This window comes from Pseudoduganella sp. RAF53_2, from assembly GCF_052113985.1.
In the GTDB taxonomy this organism is placed as follows: Bacteria; Pseudomonadota; Gammaproteobacteria; order Burkholderiales; family Burkholderiaceae_D; genus Rugamonas.
Genome location: NZ_JBFRDW010000032.1, coordinates 1 through 18438, shown reverse-complemented (window position 1 = coordinate 18438; position 18438 = coordinate 1). Strand labels below are relative to the sequence as shown.

Sequence of the window (18438 nt, the reverse complement as noted above, 5' to 3'; positions counted from 1 at the left end):
TGCCGGCAGCGACCGTTTGCGCCACTTCCACCGCGTTGTTGAGGGGGCGCGAAATGATCCGCGCCAGCCACACGGCCTGCAGCGCGCCCAGCGCCACGCAAGCGACGATTGCCGCAATAATCCACCAGCGGGATGAGGCATACAGCTCGTCGCCCAGCTTGTTGGCCTTGTCGGCACCACTGATATTCACCTGTGCCAGGCGTTCGATCACTTCGCTGGCCGCCGTGAAGGTCTTGGCCGAATCGCCGCGCAAGATGGCGCGCGCTTCCTCATTCTTGTTGGCGCGGGAGAGCGCAAGCAGCTGCTTGCTGTCGCTGAAATATTGGTCGGCCAGGCGGCTGAATTCCGCGTAGCCGGTGCGCTCCTCTGGTTCGCTGATCAGCTTTTCGTATTCCGCGCGGGTCTTGGCCAGATGCTCGCCAATGGATTGCATGCGTTGTTCGTATGTGGTGAATTCGCTGTCGGTGGTGGAGAGAATGTGCTGCACTTCCTGGGAGCGGTAGCGGGCCAGATCGTATTTGATCTCGAGCAGGGTGCGCACGCTGGGCATCCAGTTAGTGCCCATGTCTGTTGCGGTCTGATTAACCCGCGCCAGTTGTACTGTGGCGAACACGCCCAGCGCAATGCAAAGCGCCAGGACAATTGCAAACGAGATCTTCAATTTGGTGCCGATACGCAGATCGTAGAACCGATTCATGGCCGCCTCCATTTTGATTGTAGTTATACCGACTATAGACCTTGCACGGCAAAGTGGAAGCAAGTTTGACTCAGGGTATCGTGTGGCAAACCCGGGCGGGTGGGAGTAGCCTGTTGGCCTTTGTATAAAGGAGACTGGCATGCAGCAACACTATCAATCCTGTATCGATGCCTGCAACGAATGCGCGGCCGCCTGCGAAAACTGTGCCGGCGCCTGCCTGCAGGAGTCCGATGTGCAAATGCTAGCGCGCTGCATCGCGCTGGACATCGATTGTTCCCAGGTCTGCCGCCTGGCCGCAGCCTTCATGCAGCGCGGCAGTACTGAAGCGGCGGAACTGTGCCGTGCCTGTGCCGAGATTTGCGATGCTTGCGGCACCGAGTGCGACCAGCACCAGCACGACCATTGCCGCGTTTGCGCCGCGGCCTGCCACCGCTGCGCCGATGAGTGCCGCCGCATGAGCAGCATGGCCCAGGCCCAGGTGCGTCCGGTCCCCAGCGGAGTTTCGCCGCACTGAGTAGCGCGGGGGCTGAAGATGAGTTAAGATCCCTTGAATGGGAGAAAAGCAAAACGGCCGAATCCAGGGCAACGCCACCGTCTACGATGTAGCTGAGCTGGCGGGCGTCTCGGCTATGACGGTTTCGCGCGTCATCAACGGCAGCGCACACGTAACGGACACCACACGCCAAAAGGTGATGGCGGCCGTCCAGTCCCTCAATTACCAAGTTAATGTCGCCGCCCGCGCCGCGCGCGTGGGCACTTTGCGCGTTGGCCTCCTGTACAGTAATCCCAGCGCCGCCTTCCTGAGCGCCTTCCTGGTGGGGGCCATGGACCAGTGCAGCCAGAGCGGCGCCACGCTGATCCTCGAAAACTGCGCCGACCAGCGCAGCCAGCGCAGCGCCATCGACCGGCTGATTGCCAACGGCGCGGACGGCGTGCTGGTGCCGCCGCCCCTGTGCGACTCGCGCACCGCGCTCAAACACCTGGACGAAATCGGCATGCCCACGGTGGCGGTGGCGACGGCGAAGCCGGTGTCCTCCATGTCCGCCGTGCGCATCGACGACTACGATGGCGCGCTGACCATGACGCGTTATCTGCTGTCGCTTGGCCACCGCGATATCGCCTTCATCAAGGGCGACCCGAAGCACACGCCGGCCCAGCTGCGCTGCCAGGCCTTCATGGATGGCATGGCCGAAGCGGGCATCAAAGTGCCGCCGGACCGCGTGGCGCAAGGCTTGTTCACCTATCGTTCCGGCCTGGAGGCGGCGCGCGAGCTGCTGAACAAGAAGACGCGGCCAACCGCCGTCTTTGCGAGYAACGACGACATGGCCGCCGCCGTGATCGCAGTGGCGCATGGCATGCATTTGCAAGTGCCGGACGACCTGGCCGTGGCGGGCTTCGACGATACGCCGGTGGCGACTACGGTGTGGCCGGAACTGACCACGATTCACCAGCCGATCGGCGACATGGCGCGTTCCGCCGTCGAACTGCTGGTGGAGCAGATCCGCCGCCGCCGCGCGGGCGAATCCAAGCTGGTGCAGCACCGGCTGCTGCCCTATACCCTGATTTGCCGCGAATCCTCCACGTCGGATCAATAAGTTACCAGTAGGGTTGCCAGGTGCGCGTCAGGCGCACCAGCGCTTCCAGGTAGAAGTAGTCGCCCCAGATGCAGCACTCGTCGATGCCGACCTTGTTCGGCTTGTGATAGACCGCATGTGCCAGGAGGCCGCCGCCCGGCATGTTCCCGGTTGCGTAATTCTTCGACAGTTCCATCACCATGCCCTGCGCCGCCTGCTCGTACTGCGTGCGCAGGGGATCGGCCAGCGGCAGATGGCGTGCCAGTTCCAGCAGTCCGCACGCCGCAATTGCCGCGGCGGAGCTGTCGCGCGGCTCCTGGCCCTTGGTAAAGATCAGATCCCAATAGCAGATGCCGTCTTGCGGCAGGCGATTCAGGAAGTAGTTGGCCAGCACTTTGGACAGCGCGATCAGGCGGGTGTCCCCATTGTGGCGGTACACCAGCGGGAAGCCAGAGATGCCCCAGGCCTGGCCGCGCGCCCAGCAGGAATCGTCGGCAAAGCCCTGGTGCGTCTTGCCCTCGCGCGGCGCGCCGGTGGCAGGATCGAAGAAGAAGGTGTGGAAGGTGGAACCGTCCGGCCGCACGATATGCCGCGCCGCGGCGGCAATGTGCTGGTCGGCCGCGTCGCCGAAGGCCGGATCGCCGCTGTATTTGCYGGCCCAGTAGAGCAGGGGCAGGTTCAGATTGCAGTCGATGATCATGCGGCCGCGCTGGGCCGGATCGCTCARMTCGCCCCAGGCCTGGATGATGCCTGCGCCAGGCAGAAAGCGCTCCAGCAGCAGGCGCGCTGCGCCCATGGCCGCATCCGCCGCCAGCGGATCGCCGGTCAGCTTGAAGCCCGCCACGCAGGACAGGCTGTAAAGGAAACCAAGATCGTGGTGGTTGGTCGCAATGCGTTCGGCCTGGCGCGTGTGGAAGCTGCGCACATGGCGCTCGCCCGTCTCACGGTAGCGCGCCTCGCCGGACAGTTCATAGGCCAGCCACAGCATGCCGGTCCAGAAGCCATTGGTCCATTCGATATTGCCGATGGCGGGATAGACGCCGCCCACGCTGGATGGGGCGGGGAAGTCATCGCCGAAATGCGCCAGGTTGCGGTCGATGGAAGCCAGCGCGCGTTCGATGGCTTTGTCCAGCAGGGCGGTGTCGGCGTTGCCAGTCCAATGCGCGGGAAGCGCGTTGCCGCGCAGCGGTTCAATCATCATGCAGATAACTCCTTGGGTGCAGCCGCCGCTTGCCGCGTGATTTCGGGCGGCGTGGGCGACAGGAAGAAGGCTGACAGCAGCAGGAACACCAGGCCCATGCCCGCCATGCATAAATAGGTGGATGGGAAGCCGATCAGGTCATAGCTGAGGCCTGCAACGGGCGACAGAATGGCCAGGCCCAGCGAATGGCCGAAGCTGACGCCAACCATGTAGATGGTGGAAGCGAAACGGTTGTCGAAATGGCGCGCGATGTAGCGGAAGATGGACACCACCAGGATCGGCAGCTCGATCGAGTGCAGCATCTTCATCGCCGAAATCGACGCTGGCCCTACCGCCAGGCCGGAACCCGCCACGCGCACCAGCATGATGGCGCCCGCCAGCAGCAGCCCGTTCTTGGCGCCGATGCGTTTGACTAGCAGTGGCGCCAGGAACAGGCCACCCGCTTCGATAAAGATCTGTAGCGAATTCAGATAACCGAACATGGCGGCGCCGGTTTGCGGGTCCGGGAACAGCGAGGTGAAATAGCTGGGGAACTGCTGATCGAACACCAGATAGAGATTGGTGACGCCCAGAATGAAGACCATGAAGCGCCAGAACTGCGGCTGGCGCAGCACCGCCAGCGCTTCCGACAGGTGCACGGCCCTGGCCGGTGCAGTGTCCTGTTCATCGCCCCCCCTGCGCGAGAAAGCCGTCAGGGCCAGCAGGGCAAGCAGCAACAGGCCCGCTGCGGAGGCCAGGAAGAAATTGATGCCCGGGTTGACGTTGTAAATCCGGCCGCTCATGAAGGCCGCGCTGGCGAAGCCGAGCGAGCCCCATAGCCTTACGCGGCTGTACTCGAAGCCGTGACGGCGGCCGATGCGGTCCACATAAGACTCGATGGCGTAACTGCCGGCGATGAAGGTGATGCCGAGGTAGGCGCCGCCGGCCGCCGCGCCGAGGTAGATATTCGTTTGCAGCAGGGGCGCGTAGACGTAAGTGAAGAACAGGCCGCAGCAGGAAACCAGCGCGGCCACCGTCCACAGCACGTGCTTGCGCATGCCCACGCGGTCCGAAACGAAGCCGTAGATGGGCTGCGAGCACATGGCCGCGATGAAGTTGGCTGCGAAGACGATGCCGGTTTCGGTGCCGGACAGCTTGAGCGCGCTGCGCAGCCACAAGGCGAGCAGCGACACGCTCATCGCCTGCGCAAAGAAGTAGATATACAGGAATCCGCACAGGAAGCGGAAGTGCAGCTGCTTGCTTGTCATTGTCTCCTCCTTATTGCAGCGGACGAATCCAGACCGCTTGTCCGCCGGACGCCTGTAGCGGCGCTTCCAGCACAGTATGCGCGTCCACGGTGATGGTGCGCATGCCGACCCTGGTGCGGGACGGTGCTCGCGGATCGTCCGCATAAATGGTGGCTGCGTAGCGCTRGCCCGTCTTCAGGAAATCCAGCCGGATCTGCAGCGTGCGCGCTTCGTTATTGGTGATGCTGCCGATAAACCATTGCTCGCCTTTGCGCCTTGCGGTGCTGATGTACTGGCCCGGATTGCCCGCCAGGACGCGCGTCTCGTCCCAGCTGGCTGGGATGCGGTCCCAGAATTCCAGCTCCGGTTCATCGTGCGCATCGGCGGGCTTGTCGTACCAATACAGCGTTTGCAGCGGGCTGTAATAAATCGCCGCCAGTGCCAGCTGATGCGCATGCGTGGTGCGGATGCGCGGGCTGTAGTAGCAGATCGTGTAGTCCGCGGCACCGGCCAGGAAACGGGTGAAGGGCAATACTGTGTTGTGCGTGGCGTCCGGCATTTCCTCGTTGCCGCGGATGCCTTCGGCCGTCATCAGATTGGGCCAGGTACGCTGCTCGCCGGTGGGGCGCCAGTCGTCGTGGACGTTGACCATGATGTGCGCGTCAGCAGCCTGCTGGATGGCTTTCTCGATCCAGCTGGTCCAGCGGTGCGAGCCCACCTGCACAAAGCCGAACTTCACACCTTGCACGCCCCAGGCGCGGTAGGTCTGGAACAGGGTATCCGATTGCATCAGCAAGGCTTGCTGGTTCACGTACAGCCACACGCCGATGCCGTGTTGTTTGGCATAGGCGATGATGGCGGGCAGGTCGAAGTCGGGAATGGCCACTTTGCTGGCGTCGGAATCGAAGGAAAACGCCGGGCCATACCACTTCCAGTCGAACAGGATGTACTGCAAGCCGTGGCGCGCAGCGAAGTCGATGTTGGCCTTGGCGTCGGCCGTGGTCAGGCTCATCACGCGCATGATCTTGCCCGGCTTGATCCAGCTTTCGTCGGCAATGCGCGAGGGCTCGTTCAGGTTCAGGATGAACTGGCTGTTCTGCGCCAGCGCCGCTGCGGATTCAGCCACCATGATGCCGCGCCAGGGCGTCGCGAAGGGCGAGATCAGATCCGCCGGGTCGTGCATGGAAGTGACGATGGTGTCCGGCCGGGTTTTACTCAGTCTGAATTTCGTGCGCGAGTAGTCGACCATGCGGGCTTCCAGCAAGGCAGCGTGCAGGCCGCCGGGCAGTTCCAGCGTGAGGGGCCGTTCCGATTCATCCGGCCAGTTCGACAGCGGCAGCAGCTTGTAGGGTGCTTGTGCCCAGCCGTGGAACCAGGCCTTGGTCCCGGCAGGCAGCGCGAATTCCGTATTCTCCTGCGTGATGCGGTAATAGCTGCCTTTTTCATTTTCCGGGAATACGTAACGCAGCGCCACGCCTTCGTCGTAAGCGCGCACTTCCACTGCCAGCTTGTAGACCGGGTTGTCGTCTTTCACCAGATCGACCGCCAGCGCGTTGTAGTGGTCGCGGATTTCGGCGCGTTCGCCGGTGACAGGCCGCCAGCGCTGGTCCGCCTGCGAATGCCGGAAGCCGGTGACGGCAAGGTTCTCGAACCACTTTTCGTGGCGGTCGACCGGCAGCGCCATCGCGCTTTCGGAGAGGTGATTGTCCAGCTGCAGATCGAGCAGGGAGTCGAGGATGACGGGCTGGCCGCGATAGCGCACGGAGTAGCGCAGCTCGCGCTTGCCGTCCGTCAGGCGCTGCTGGTGGATCTCGAGCTGTAGCTTGCCATCCGGTGACTGCACGGTGGCTTCCTGCGCGCCGGCCAGCGGCGGCAGCAGGGACGCCAGCAATGGCAGCAGCGTGAGCGCCAGGCGCCTCATGCGGCCTCCCGCAACAGGCACAGCACACTGGCCAGCGTTGGCGGCGTGGCGCCGGCCGTCATGCAGGCTGCTGCGCCGGCGGCGACCGCGAATTGCAGGTGGGCGCTATTGTCATACTGCGGCCAGGTCATCAGGCTGTAGAGCAGGGCGCCGATACTGGCGTCGCCGGCACCGACGGTATCGGCCACGCGCACGCGCGGCGCGGAGGCGTGCCAGGCGCGCTCGCCATCGAGCAGCTGCGCGCCGCGCTCGCCCTGCGTGTAGAGCACGCGGGCGGCCGGATTCAGCGCGCGCAGCGCCGTCAGCGCGGCATCCAGGTCATGGGTGCGGAACAAGCCACGCAAGTCTTCGTCGGAAACCTTGATCACATCGGCCAATGCCGTCATGCGGCGCAGCGTGGCGTCATAGCGCTCATCCATCAGGACGCGGAAATTGGGATCGTAGCTGATGCGCACACCGCGCTGCCTGAGGTCTTCAGCCAGCGCGACCAGCTTGCCCGCCAGCGGTTCGCGCGCCAGACTGATGCCGCCAAAGTGTACCCAGCGCGCTCTGGCCTGCCAGCCTTCCGGCAGCCTGGCTGCGTCGAAATGCAGGTCGGCGCTGTCGTCGCCGATGAAGAAATAGGAGGGAGGATTGCGTTCGTGGACCACGGCCAGGAGCGGCRAGCGGCCCACCTGCTGCAGGAAGCGCGGATCGAGGCCGGCATCGGCATTGGCGGCGGCCAGCGCGCGGCCGAAGACGTCGCTGCTTACTGCGCCCGCAAAGGCGCTCGGCATACCGAGACGGGCCATCACCCGCGCCACATTCCAGGTAGAGCCGCCCGGCTGGCTATCCCAGCTGGACTGGCCGGTGCGCAGCAGATCGGTCAGAGCTTCGCCGGCCGCCACAAAGCAGGGCAGCTCGCTCATGGTGCGCGTCCGATCACGTTGAGCACTTCATAGCAGGCGCCCATGGTGTGGTAATCGACCTTGCCAGCGGGGCTCTTCTCGTCCGTGAGCTTTTCATTGGACGGGCTCAGGATGCGATACCAGGCGCCATGCGCGTGATCGACAAAGTGCTGCCAGCTGTAAGCCCAGATGCGGTCGTACCAGTCCCAGTAACGCTGCTGGCCGGTGCGTGCGCCAAGCACTGCCGCGGTGGCGAGGCTTTCGGCCTGCACCCAGAAATACTTGTCGCCATCGCAGATGCCGCCATCCGGCGCGAAACCATAATGAATGCYGCCGTGGGTCTGGTCCCAGGCACGTTCCAGTGCGATGTCGAACAGCTGGGCCGCGCGCGGCGCCAGCCAGTCCGGCGAGCCCGCCAGGTTGGGCGCGTGGCGTTCGAGCAGCAGCAGGAGCTTGGCCCATTCCGTCAGATGGCCCGGCTGGTAGCCCCAGGGACGGAAGATATTGGTCTTGTCGTCGCGGTTATAGTCCCAATCCACCGACCAGTCGGACTTGTAGTGCTCCCATACCATGCCGTCGGCCAGCGCGGCCTGGCGCACCGTGACGTTGTGGGCCAGGATTTCGGCGCGCAGCAGATAACGCTGATTGCCGGTGGCCTCGTATGCCGCAATCATTGCTTCGCAAGCGTGCATATTCGCGTTCTGGCCGCGATAGGCATCCAGCGCCGACCAGTCGGCGTTGGCCTGGTCCGAGTATAGCCCGTAATCGGCCTGCCAGAAGCGCCGCTCCATCAAGTCAAAGGTTTCATCGATCCAGGGCAGGGCTTCATCAATGCCGGCGGCATAGGCGTGAGAATAGGCCAGCAGCACGAAAGCCAGTCCGTAGCAGTGGTTGTCGCCATCGAGCACCTCCTTGCGGCCGCCGCGCCAGTCAAGCATCCAGGCATAGCCGCCCGTCGCCGGATTGCGGTGCACGTCACGCAGGAAAGTCAGGCCGTGACGCAGCGCCAGTTTGTAGCCGGAGTCGCTGAAGTGGCGGCTGGCCATGGCGTAATTGAAGATGAAGCGCGTGCTGCTGACTAAATGGCGGGTGTGGCGATCGTAGACCGAGCCATCGTCGCGGAAGAAATGATAGAAGCCGCCGCTCGGGTCCATGCAGCGCGGATGGTAGAACTGCATGGTATGGCTGATGTGAGCCAACAGGGTCTCGGGCTTGTGGAAGTCAGGCAGCATGATTAGTCTCGTCAGGTTTGCGGCCAGGCCGCGATGCGGTAGCGGGTGTGCCAGGGTTGCGCGGGGCTGAGTGGAATGCCGGTGCGCGCGGCAAGCGGATGGCCGGGCGGCGGTACGGCGACGCGGCCAAGATCGAACAGGCTGTTGACCGGCTCCGCGCCCAGCGCGAAGTGGCGGCTCATCCAGGGGAAGTTGATGCGCCCGCCGTTGCTGATCCACAGCAGCAGGTCGGGCAGGTCTTGCGGCTCCCACCACAGGCCGACGCAGGCGTCGTAATCCAGATAGTGCAGGGCGAAAGGCGCCTGGCCATCGCGGCCGCGCAAGCCTTTTATTTGTAGCAGTTCTTCGCCGGCGACCGGTAGCGGCAGGCGCGAAAGGTCGAGCGGRCCGTCGACGCCGGACACTTGCGCCAGGCTGGCCGATGGCGCGTCCGGCACCAGGCGCGAAACGGCGCCCGCCGGGCTGGCGGGGTAGCTGTGGATGCCCTCATGCTCACCCAGCAGCACGCGCACGCGGCCCGGCGCAGGCGGCAGGCGGAAAGTCGGATGCAGGCCGGCCGGCAGGCTGCCGGCACGGCGCGCGTGAACAGTCAGTGAAATATTCAGCGCCGGTGCTGCGGGATCGGCTTCGATCACACGTTCAATACGCTCCACCGCCGCATCAGCCGGATAGTCGATGGCCAGATGCACGCGCTGCGGCGTGGCGGAAATGCATTGCCAGCGGTGATTCGAAGCATAGCCGTGCGGCCAGGCGTCATCCGGCTGGCGCGAATGCCAGTCCTGTGGCAGATCGGGCGGAAAATCGGTACGGCCGAAGGGAATGCAGGGCCACTCGCCGCGCAGGCGGCGCAGCAGGCCAGGCAGGGTCAGGGCGCGCGTCATGCCCGCCCAGGGTGCGACATGCATCACGTCCAGTTCGCGCTCTTCGCCGAGGCGCAAGGTGACGGGACCCAGCATGCCGCCCAGCGCCTGCACTTCGGCGCTGCCGTGCTGCCACTGCAAACGCCAGGAACCTTCAGCGGCGGACATCCAGCCCTCCAGCCATGATGGCCTTGACCTGTGCTTCGCTGGCCGGACAGAAGTCGCCTTCCAGCGAGTGTTTCAGCACAGCGGCTGCCAGACCGAAGTCCAGCGCGAGCGCATCGTCCCAGCTGGATTGCAGCCCATGCAGAACGCCTGCTGCGAAAGCGTCTCCGGTGCCGATGCGGTCGACGATGGCGTGCACCTCATAGCTGCGGCTTGCCAATACGCCGATGCGGGTGAACAGCGTGGCCGACAGGGCGTGGTTGTCCACGCTGTGCTGCACGCGCACGGTGGCGGCCACGCGCTGCAGTTGCGGGAAGGCCGCGAATGCAGCCTGCATCGCTGCGGCGCGGTCCTGCGCCAGTTCGGGGCGGCGCAGTACGAGGGCGACGTCGCGCTGGTCGACAAAGGCCAGGTCGGCATGCGCCATCAGCTCGCGCAGCACGTCGGCGCCGTCGTTGCCTTGCTGCGCCCACAGCGAGGCGCGGTAGTTGCCGTCGTAGGAAACGCGAATGTTCAGCGTCCGGGCGGCGCGCACGGCGGCCAGCGTGGCTTCGGCAGCTTGCGGACCGACGGCAGGCGATACCCCCGAAATGTGCAGCCAGCTGGCGCCCTGCAGTAAAGCAGGCCAGTCGTAGGCAGCGGGCGCCGTCTGCGCGAAGACCGAGGCGGCGCGGTCATAGATGATGTCCGATGGACGCATCACGGCGCCTGGCGTGAGGAAATAAAGCCCCATGCGGCCCGGGGAGAAACGGACGGCGCGGGTGTCCACGCCATGCGCGCGCACCGCGTCGCGCGCTGCATGGCCCAGGGCGTTATCGGGCAGCGCACTGACCATGGCGGTGTCGTGGCCGAGGCGCGACAGGCACACGGCCACATTGGCCTCCGCGCCGCCGATGCAGGTGTCCAGTGTGGGCGACTGCAGCAGCAGTTGGCCGGCAGGTGAAGAAAGGCGCAGCAGAATTTCGCCAAAGCAGACGGTTTTCATCGTGCGAGCCATCCACCGTCAACCGGCAATACGATGCCGTGCACATAATCGCTGGCAGCGCTGGCGAGGAAAACCGCGGCGCCAGACAGATCGTCCGGCACACCCCAGCGGCCCGCGGGAATACGCGCCAGTATGGCCGGTGCGCGATTGGCGTCTTCGCGCAGCGCCGCTGTGTTATTCGTTTCGAAGTAGCCGGGCGCGATGGCATTCACATTGATGCCCAGCGCAGCCCATTCATTGGCCAGCGCGCGCGTCAGTCCTGCCACGGCGCTCTTGCTGGCCGCGTAGGCCGGCACCCGGATGCCGCCCTGGAAGGAGAGCAGGGAGGCGATGTTAATGATCTTGCCGCCGCCATGCTTGGCCATATGCAGTGCTGCGGCCTGCGACAGGAAGAACAGCGATTTCAGATTGGTGTCCAGCACCGCGTCCCAGTCTTCCTCGGTGACGTCGATGCTGTCGGCGCGGCGGATGATGCCGGCGTTGTTGACCACAATATCCAGACGGCCGCTGAATTCCAGGGCGGAACCGATCACGCGCTGCACATCGGCCGTGCTGCCGAAATCGGCGGAGACGAAGTGCGCCTTGCGGCCCGCATTCTGCACCTGCTGGATGGTGTCGCCGGGGTCGCTGCGGCCAGCCAGCACGATGTCGGCGCCGGCGTGGGCCAGCGCTACGGCAATACCCTGGCCCAGGCCCGTATTGGCGCCCGTAACCAGCGCAGTGCGCCCGGTCAAGTCGAATAGATTGGACATGGCGTATTCCTTATTTGAGCTGGCAGATATCCAGCACATTCATATCGGTATAGTCCAGATTTTCGCCGCCCATGGCCCAGATGAAGGCGTAGTTGGCGGTACCGGAACCCATGTGGATCGACCATGGCGGTGATACCACCGCTTCCTCATTGGCGACGATGATATGGCGCGCCGCATCCGGTTCGCCCATGAAGTGGAACACGCGTTCCGATTCTTTCAGGTCGAAATAGAAGTAGACCTCGGAGCGGCGCTCATGCAGATGCGGTGGCATGGTGTTCCATACGCTGCCTGTCTTCAGCACGGTCAGGCCAAGCAGAAGCTGGGCCGATTGGCATACACCGGGAATCACATACTGATAGATGGTGCGGGCGTTGGACGTTTCCAGGCTGCCGCGCTCCAGTGGAATGGCCTGCGAGTGATTGATCTTCACCAGCTCGAAGCGTGCGTGGGCCGGCGTGGACGCGAGATAGAAGCGCGCAGGATTGGCCGCATCCAGCGATTCGAAACTGACATCTGCACTGCCCATCGGAACATAGAGCCCGTCGCGCGGGGCGAGTTCAAATGCCTGGCCATCGACGGTAACGCGGCCGGTGCCGCCCGACACATTGATGATGCCCAATTCGCGGCGCACCAGGAAGGGCTGGCCGGCTGCGGATGCCGGCTCTGTCTGGCGGGGCAGGGCGAGCGGCTTATCCAGCGGCGCAGCGCCGCCGATTACGAAGCGCTCGTTGTGGCAGTAGTTAAGCGCGATGCGGCCGGGCGTGAACAGGCCGCCGATCAGGTAGCGCTCGCGCAGCTGTTCATTGCTGGCGCCGGCCATCATATCCGGGTGCGTGGCGTGATAGGTCTTCTCGAACATGCACATATGAAGATCTCCTCTATGTTTTGAAAATATCTGTTATCGATAACAAGTATAGCAGCGGATTTCGCACAAAAGCAAAGCGCTTTTGCATGAATTTATTGATGAATTATGCCTTCCTGAGAATGAAAACAGAGGAGCTATGCCGAATCGATATGCTAGCTGCGAGAAATTTGATAACTTAAGGTGTCGCATTCTGCCAGCATGGCCTTGACCCGTCGGAACGATTGACCTAACATCAATCCTGATATCGATAACACGCACCGCACAAAGCGGGCAATAAAAGGAGACGGAAGTGATCAGGAAGTATGCCGCGCTAGGCCTCCTGGCTTGCGCGTTCACGGGCACCGGCCACGCTGCCGCAACGGATCGACTGCAGGTATTCGCTTTCCCGCAGCCGGTTCGCTACAGCCACCACAACGACGACTTCACGGTGCGCGTTCGCACGCCGGGCGGCGTGTGGCAGGACCTGTACGAATACAACGTCAAGGTGGACCTGGACACCAAGCAGAATGCATCCATGGTCTACTTCAACTTCGACGGCACGGTCGAAGTGGCGGTGCAGAAGAATAACGGCAGCTTCAGCAAGGTGGCGGTGCGTCCAGAATCAAAGGGCATCAAGCACACCGTCCGCAACGGCATCGTCTACTTCACCCTGGACCGCCCGCAAAACCTGAGCATTGAATTCGACGAAGACCGCCTGCACAATCTGCATCTCTTCAGCCACGCCATTCGCCAGGATATGCCTGCGCAGCCGGCGGGCCTGAGCAGCTACGACATCGCGCAAGGCAAAACACCTGATCTGACAAGGCCTGTGGTGTATTTCGGACCCGGCATCCACAGTGGCGAATTCCGCCTGCGTTCCAACACGACTGTCTATATCGACGGTTCGGCGATGCTGAAAAGTCCGCTGATCATCGAGGGCGTGGAAAACGTGAAAGTGATCAGCGACGGCTTGTTCGACAGCGTGGACATGCTCACCATCCGCAATGCGAAAAACATCCTGATCGACGGGCCGATCTTCTTCAACCAGCCGCACGGCACCATGCGCTGCATTAATTCGCAGGACGTGGAGGAACGCAGCATCCGCAGCATCGGCGCAGGGCAGTGGTCCGATGGCCTGGGCCACTTCGCTTGCGAGCGCGTGAAAATCAGCGACAGCTTTATCCGCACTTCGGACGACAGCATCACCTTGTACAACCATCGCTGGGATATCTGGGGCAATACGCGCGATATCAGCGTGAGCGACAGCACGCTGTGGGCCGATGTGGCGCATGCGGTCATGATCGGCATCCACGGCAATACGCCGACGCCGGAGCATCCGGAGCCGGAAGTGCTGGAGCGCATCCGCTTTAGCAATATCGACATCCTTGAGCATGACGAGGATGAACCCGAGTACGAAGGCGCGATCGGCATCATGGCCGGCGACGATAACCTGGTGCGCGACGTGATCTTCGAAAACATCCGCGTGGAGCGCATCGAGGAGGGCAAGCTGTTCAACCTGCACATCGCTTACACGCCGAAGTACAACACCAGCCCGGGCCGCGGCATCGAAAATGTCACGCTGCGCAATATCCATTTCAGCGGCAAAGGCTCGCCCAGTGCATCGGCGATTTATGGCTACAGCCAGGATCGCAAGGTCAGGGACATTGTTATCGACAATGTGACCGTGGAGGGCAAACGACTCAAGGGTGCGGAACCGAATGTGCTGGAGATCGGACCGCATACGGAAGGCATCAGCTTCAAATAAGCCGGGAGGCGATGGCCTTCGGGCTTCGTCACCTACAAGTTTGTTATCGATAACCAGAAAAATATAGCCAGAGGAGATGTTGAGATGAGCAAGCGATTTGTACTGACCGGGGTGGCCCTTGCGGTAAGCCAGGCGTTCGCGCCGATGGCATATGCGCAGGACAGCAGCTCGGCCGAAGGTCCAACCGTGGTGGTGACCGGCATCCGCGCCAGTGCGCGTTCTTCGGTCGCCATCAAGCGCGATTCGGCCGAAGTGGTGGACTCCATTACGGCCGAAGACATCGGCAAACTGCCTGACCCGAACGTGGCCGAAACCCTGACCCGCATTCCAGGTGTGCAGGGCTACCGTTATGGCGGCGAGGGCGCATCGCCAGTGGGCGCGGGTTCGGGCCTGACCATCCGTGGCCTGTCCAACCAGACCGGCTCCCAGGTCAATGGCCGCGCCTTCTTCACGGCGGGCAGCCGCGAATTCAATATCGAGAGCGCGATCCCCGGGATGGTGTCGGGCATCGATGTCTACAAAAATCCGACGGCGGAACACATCGAGGGCGGCATCGGCGGCCTGGTGAACATCCGTACCCGCAACCCGAGCGACTTCAAGAGCCTCACCGTTTCGCTGGGCGTGAACGGACGCTGGAACGACCTGGCGCGCAAGACCGATCCCGAGCTGTTTGGCCTGGTGGCGAACCGCTTTGATCTGGGTGGAGGCCAGCGCATCGGCGTAATGGCGGCGGCGATGTACCAGAAGAGCACCGGCCGTTCGGACAACAACCCGGCCAACGGCGGCGCCAATCTGAAACGCGTAGTGCGTGCCGACAGCGCGGAATACGCCGGCCTGGCGGCGCAGAACACCAGCAATAATCCAGCCCTGCCGATGTCCAGCTATGTGGGCCGCAGCGACATCAGCTATCTGGCGGCAGGCACCATGCCGACTGCGGCAGGGCAGGACGCCAACCTGGTTTCCGCACCGGCGCTGACCAGCAACGCCTTCCAGGAAACCATTATGCGCGAGCGCAAGGGTCTGAGCCTGGCTGCCGACTGGCGCGTGTCCAACACGCTGCGCTTCTACACTGAAGCCAATTACATCTACTACCTGTATCACCAGAACTACCGCGGTCTGAACTCGGTGGATGGCGGCAATGTGCAGAATCTGCAAACCACGCCGTTTGCACTGACGGAGGGTCTGGTCAACCGCAATCTCAATGGCGGCAGCGACGATGTGCTGGTCAGCCGCCGCCTGCTCGGCGGTACTTTCCTCAACTCCGCCGTCAGCACGGTGGGCGGCGATGAGCACCGTCCTTACACCACCTGGGTCGGTGCGGGCGGCGCCGAGTGGAGCCCGACCTCCGAGCTGTCGATGAAGCTGGACCTCTCGTACATCAAGTCCGACCAGACCCAGGACAATCGCTCCGTCAATATGGATTCGGCGCCGGGCCTGTTCTGGTCCACCACGCGCCTGGCGGATGGCGCGCCGCACCAGTTGACTTTCAGTGGTCCAAACCTGAGCGATCCGAACAACTATGTGTTCCGCGACTATGCCAACGGCACCAATCAGACCTGGAACGATAGCGGCTACGCGGCGGCCTTCAGCGGCGCCTACAGCCTGGATGGCTTCTTCAACAAGTTGAAGTTCGGCACGCGCTACGCCCACCAGCAAAGCGACTACACCAACTTCAGCTTCTCCGGCCGCCCATTGACGACCGATGGCAAAGCACTGACGGCGAACCGCAGTAACGGCATCAACGTCGGCAGCACCAGCCTGTGGCAGCTGGCGCCGACCAACTTCATGAACGGCGATGCCGGCTACTCCGGCGGCTACGTGGTCTATCAACCGGACGCATTGCTGGGCAACCAGGTCATGAGCGCCTTCCCGAATGCGGGCATCCTGGCCCAGGGCTCTTATGTGGAGAACCTGAATCAGCGCCGCTTCATCCGCGAGAATACGGCAGCGGTGTACGGCATGGGCGAATTCGCCGCGATGGATGACCGCCTGAAGGGTAATGTCGGCGTGCGCGTCGTGCGTACCGAAGGCCGCGCCATCGCCAAGGTGGTGGACCTGACCAAGGGCGGCGCGCTGGTCGACAATGTGCGCGATACCTCGTACAACAATGTGCTGCCGTCGGCGAACGTAACCTATGAAATCAGCAAGGACTTCCTGGCACGCTTCGGCTATGGCAAAGGGCTGACCCGCGCCGGTTTGAGCGATCTGAATCCGACGGTGGTCGTCAACACCACCACCGGCACCGGCAGCGCGGGCAATCCGGACCTGCGTCCGCAAACAGCCAACAGCTTCGATCTCTCGCTGGAGCGCTACTTCAGCCCAACCAACTATGCAGCGGCGGCGATTTTCGACAAGGAGATCGACGGCTTCTTCAATGCCATCGTGGAGTGCGAGACGGTAGGCTTTGCGCCGGCTTACGATGCGACCAAAAATCCATTGAACGGCTGCTCCAACGGCCAGTACATGATTTCGAAGTCCGTCAATTCGGAGAAGGGCTACGCGCGCGGCGTGGAGCTGTCGGGCCAGTATTTCTTCGACCAGAACTACGGCATGCTGAACAACTTCGGCCTGTCCGGTTCCTATACCTATGTGAAGACCTCGAATCCGATCAACTTCGGCACTGCGGCCGCACCGCGCATCRTCGATACGCCGCAGCCGTTCCAGTCGAAACACAACTTCAGCATCTCCGGCATGTATGAGGACAAGAAGCTGTCGGCGCGCGTGGTCTACACCTGGCGTTCGCCGTCCATCCTGTTTGGTGTGTCGACCAATCCGATCGATGGACGCTACATTGGTTCCTACGGCATCCTGGATGCGTCCATCAACTACGAAATCATGCCGGACCTGACCCTGGCCTTCAACGGTTCCAACCTGACGGACAAAGCCCTGAACCGTTTCGTGGGCGAGCCTGGCRCGTATCAGACGGGCCTGGAGCGCCAGCACTACGCCAACGGCCGCACTTTCAGCGTCGGCCTGCGCTACAAATTCGGCGGCAAGTAACGATCTCCCGGTGCGAATGCACCTTCCTTGTGCCGGACCTATATCGAATCGATATGGGTTCGGCAGTTTTTTTGATAACTTCCTGTTGAGAGTTCACCTAGCATAGCTCTAATAACAACAGTGAGGAGAGCTTTCAGTGAAAATTCGTTTTGAACTTGCGCCGCTCGCGTTGGCAGCTGCGCTTTGCTGCGCTGCGCATGCCGCAGCGCCGGAATGGGAACAGCCAGAGGTTGTCGCGGTCAACCGCGAACCGATGAAGGCCACCTTCTTCAATTTCGAGAGCGTGGAAAAGGCCGTTGCGGGCGATATGGCCACGTCGCAGAATTATCTTTCGCTGGATGGCACATGGTCTTTCGCCTACACATGGGGCGTGGACAAGCGTCCAACTGATTTCTACAAGCCTTCGTTTGACGTCAGCGGCTGGAAGACGATCCAGGTGCCGGGCATGATGCAGTCGCAGGGCTTCGGCAAGCCCGTTTTCACCAACATCAAATATCCATTCCCGGCCAACGAGCCTTTCATTCCTCACGACTCGAACRAAGTCGGGTCCTATCGCCGCGACTTCGATGTGCCGGCCAACTGGGACGGCCGCGATATCTTCCTGCACATTGGCGCGGCTGGCGCGGCTTACTACATCTGGGTGAATGGCGAGAAGGTGGGCTATTCGGAAGACTCCAAGCTGCCGTCCGAGTTCAATCTCACGCGCTTCGTGCGGACTGGCCGCAATACCATCGCTATCGAGTTGTATCGCTGGGCGGACGGCTCTTATCTTGAGGATCAGGACTTCTGGCGCGTTTCGGGCATCGAACGTAGCGTGTATGTGTATGCCGAACCGAAAGCGCGCTTGCGCGACTTCACGGTCAACGCACTGCTGGACAAGAACGGCTACCGCGACGGCGAACTGTCACTGCGCGCCGACTTTGCGGGACAGCCGGCGGCTGGCGAAGTCGTGGCGACCGTGTATGACGGCGACCGTGCCGTGCTGACCAGCCGTGCGCCGATTTCGGCCAGCACCACGCTGCAAGGCCGCATCGCCAATGTGAAACCGTGGAGCGCTGAAACACCGAATCTCTACCGTCTGGTGCTGGAGTACCACGATGCGCAGGGCAAGCTGGTGTCGGCCACGTCGAAACGCATCGGCTTCCGCACAGTGGAAATTGCCGATGGCGAGGTACGCGTGAATGGCAAGCGCATCATGATCAAGGGCATGAACCGCCATGAGCATGATCCGAATACCTACCGTGTGATGTCGATGGACCTGATGCGCAAGGATATCGAGTTGATGAAGCAGGCGAATATCAACGCCGTGCGCACTTCGCACTATCCGAA

At 62.7% G+C, this 18438-nt stretch carries 15 protein-coding genes; 5 read left to right on the top strand and 10 right to left on the bottom strand.

Annotation, left to right across the window (positions count from 1 at the left end):
- Positions 1 to 697: MCP four helix bundle domain-containing protein (locus AB4Z11_RS03680; RefSeq protein WP_442022851.1), on the bottom strand; the 697-nt coding region annotated here is incomplete at its 3' end.
- Between the two features lie 139 nt (positions 698 to 836).
- On the opposite strand from AB4Z11_RS03680, the gene AB4Z11_RS03675 reads away from it, so the two are divergent.
- Both AB4Z11_RS03675 and AB4Z11_RS03670 read left to right on the top strand, forming a co-directional pair.
- Positions 837 to 1211, top strand: coding sequence for a four-helix bundle copper-binding protein (locus AB4Z11_RS03675; protein WP_442022850.1), 375 nt, complete (start codon positions 837 to 839; stop codon positions 1209 to 1211).
- Positions 1212 to 1248: 37 nt separating this feature from the next.
- Positions 1249 to 2292 carry a LacI family DNA-binding transcriptional regulator gene (locus AB4Z11_RS03670; protein ID WP_442022849.1) on the top strand — a complete coding sequence of 348 codons (1044 nt, stop codon included), beginning with the start codon at positions 1249 to 1251 and terminating at the stop codon, positions 2290 to 2292.
- Position 2293: 1 nt separating this feature from the next.
- On the opposite strand, the gene AB4Z11_RS03665 is transcribed toward AB4Z11_RS03670, so the two are convergent.
- The 9 genes from AB4Z11_RS03665 to kduI are packed head-to-tail and all read right to left on the bottom strand — an operon-like array spanning position 2294 to position 12359.
- Positions 2294 to 3472 (bottom strand): glycoside hydrolase family 88 protein, encoded by a 1179-nt coding sequence (locus AB4Z11_RS03665; RefSeq protein ID WP_442022848.1) that lies wholly within the window; start codon positions 3470 to 3472, stop codon positions 2294 to 2296.
- Positions 3469 to 4719, bottom strand: a complete 1251-nt coding sequence (locus AB4Z11_RS03660) for an oligosaccharide MFS transporter (protein ID WP_442022847.1) — start codon at positions 4717 to 4719, stop codon at positions 3469 to 3471. The genes AB4Z11_RS03665 and AB4Z11_RS03660 overlap by 4 nt, the downstream gene beginning before the upstream one ends.
- Before the next feature lie 10 nt (positions 4720 to 4729).
- Positions 4730 to 6619, bottom strand: coding sequence for a glycoside hydrolase family 97 N-terminal domain-containing protein (locus AB4Z11_RS03655; RefSeq protein ID WP_442022846.1), 1890 nt, complete (start codon positions 6617 to 6619; stop codon positions 4730 to 4732).
- Positions 6616 to 7527 carry a carbohydrate kinase family protein gene (locus AB4Z11_RS03650; protein ID WP_442022845.1) on the bottom strand — a complete coding sequence of 304 codons (912 nt, stop codon included), beginning with the start codon at positions 7525 to 7527 and terminating at the stop codon, positions 6616 to 6618. The genes AB4Z11_RS03655 and AB4Z11_RS03650 overlap by 4 nt, the downstream gene beginning before the upstream one ends.
- A complete protein-coding gene (locus AB4Z11_RS03645) occupies positions 7524 to 8738 on the bottom strand; it encodes an AGE family epimerase/isomerase (protein ID WP_442022844.1) in 1215 nt (404 codons plus the stop codon). Before AB4Z11_RS03645 ends, AB4Z11_RS03650 begins: the two co-directional genes overlap by 4 nt.
- Positions 8739 to 8749: 11 nt before the next feature.
- Positions 8750 to 9766, bottom strand: coding sequence for a hypothetical protein (locus AB4Z11_RS03640; protein WP_442022843.1), 1017 nt, complete (start codon positions 9764 to 9766; stop codon positions 8750 to 8752).
- Positions 9753 to 10748, bottom strand: coding sequence for a sugar kinase (locus AB4Z11_RS03635; RefSeq protein WP_442022842.1), 996 nt, complete (start codon positions 10746 to 10748; stop codon positions 9753 to 9755). Before AB4Z11_RS03635 ends, AB4Z11_RS03640 begins: the two co-directional genes overlap by 14 nt.
- The gene (gene kduD, locus AB4Z11_RS03630) at positions 10745 to 11500 is read right to left on the bottom strand and encodes a 2-dehydro-3-deoxy-D-gluconate 5-dehydrogenase KduD (RefSeq protein WP_442022841.1); all 756 of its coding nucleotides are present in this window, start codon (positions 11498 to 11500) and stop codon (positions 10745 to 10747) included. The genes AB4Z11_RS03635 and kduD overlap by 4 nt, the downstream gene beginning before the upstream one ends.
- 10 nt (positions 11501 to 11510) lie before the next feature.
- Positions 11511 to 12359, bottom strand: a complete 849-nt coding sequence (gene kduI, locus AB4Z11_RS03625; RefSeq protein ID WP_442022840.1) for a 5-dehydro-4-deoxy-D-glucuronate isomerase — start codon at positions 12357 to 12359, stop codon at positions 11511 to 11513.
- A 295-nt stretch (positions 12360 to 12654) separates the two neighbouring features.
- Here kduI and AB4Z11_RS03620 point away from each other — a divergent pair, with 295 nt between their 5' ends.
- The 3 genes from AB4Z11_RS03620 to AB4Z11_RS03610 form a co-directional block, all read left to right on the top strand.
- Positions 12655 to 14109 carry a hypothetical protein gene (locus AB4Z11_RS03620; RefSeq protein WP_442022839.1) on the top strand — a complete coding sequence of 485 codons (1455 nt, stop codon included), beginning with the start codon at positions 12655 to 12657 and terminating at the stop codon, positions 14107 to 14109.
- An 84-nt stretch (positions 14110 to 14193) separates the two neighbouring features.
- The gene (locus tag AB4Z11_RS03615; protein ID WP_442022838.1) at positions 14194 to 17109 is read left to right on the top strand and encodes a TonB-dependent receptor; all 2916 of its coding nucleotides are present in this window, start codon (positions 14194 to 14196) and stop codon (positions 17107 to 17109) included.
- Between the two features lie 136 nt (positions 17110 to 17245).
- On the top strand, positions 17246 to 18438 hold a 1193-nt coding region (locus tag AB4Z11_RS03610), incomplete at its 3' end, for a sugar-binding domain-containing protein (RefSeq protein ID WP_442022837.1).

Bases quoted from the DNA above. Each gene is read 5' to 3' on its own strand.
- kduD (WP_442022841.1), bottom strand. From the start codon at position 11,500: ATGTCCAATCTATTCGACTTGACCGGGCGCACTGCGCTGGTTACGGGC.
- AB4Z11_RS03660 (WP_442022847.1), bottom strand. From the start codon at position 4,719: ATGACAAGCAAGCAGCTGCACTTCCGCTTCCTGTGCGGATTCCTGTAT.
- AB4Z11_RS03675 (WP_442022850.1), top strand. From the start codon at position 837: ATGCAGCAACACTATCAATCCTGTATCGATGCCTGCAACGAATGCGCG.
- AB4Z11_RS03635 (WP_442022842.1), bottom strand. From the start codon at position 10,748: ATGAAAACCGTCTGCTTTGGCGAAATTCTGCTGCGCCTTTCTTCACCT.
- kduI (WP_442022840.1), bottom strand. From the start codon at position 12,359: ATGTTCGAGAAGACCTATCACGCCACGCACCCGGATATGATGGCCGGC.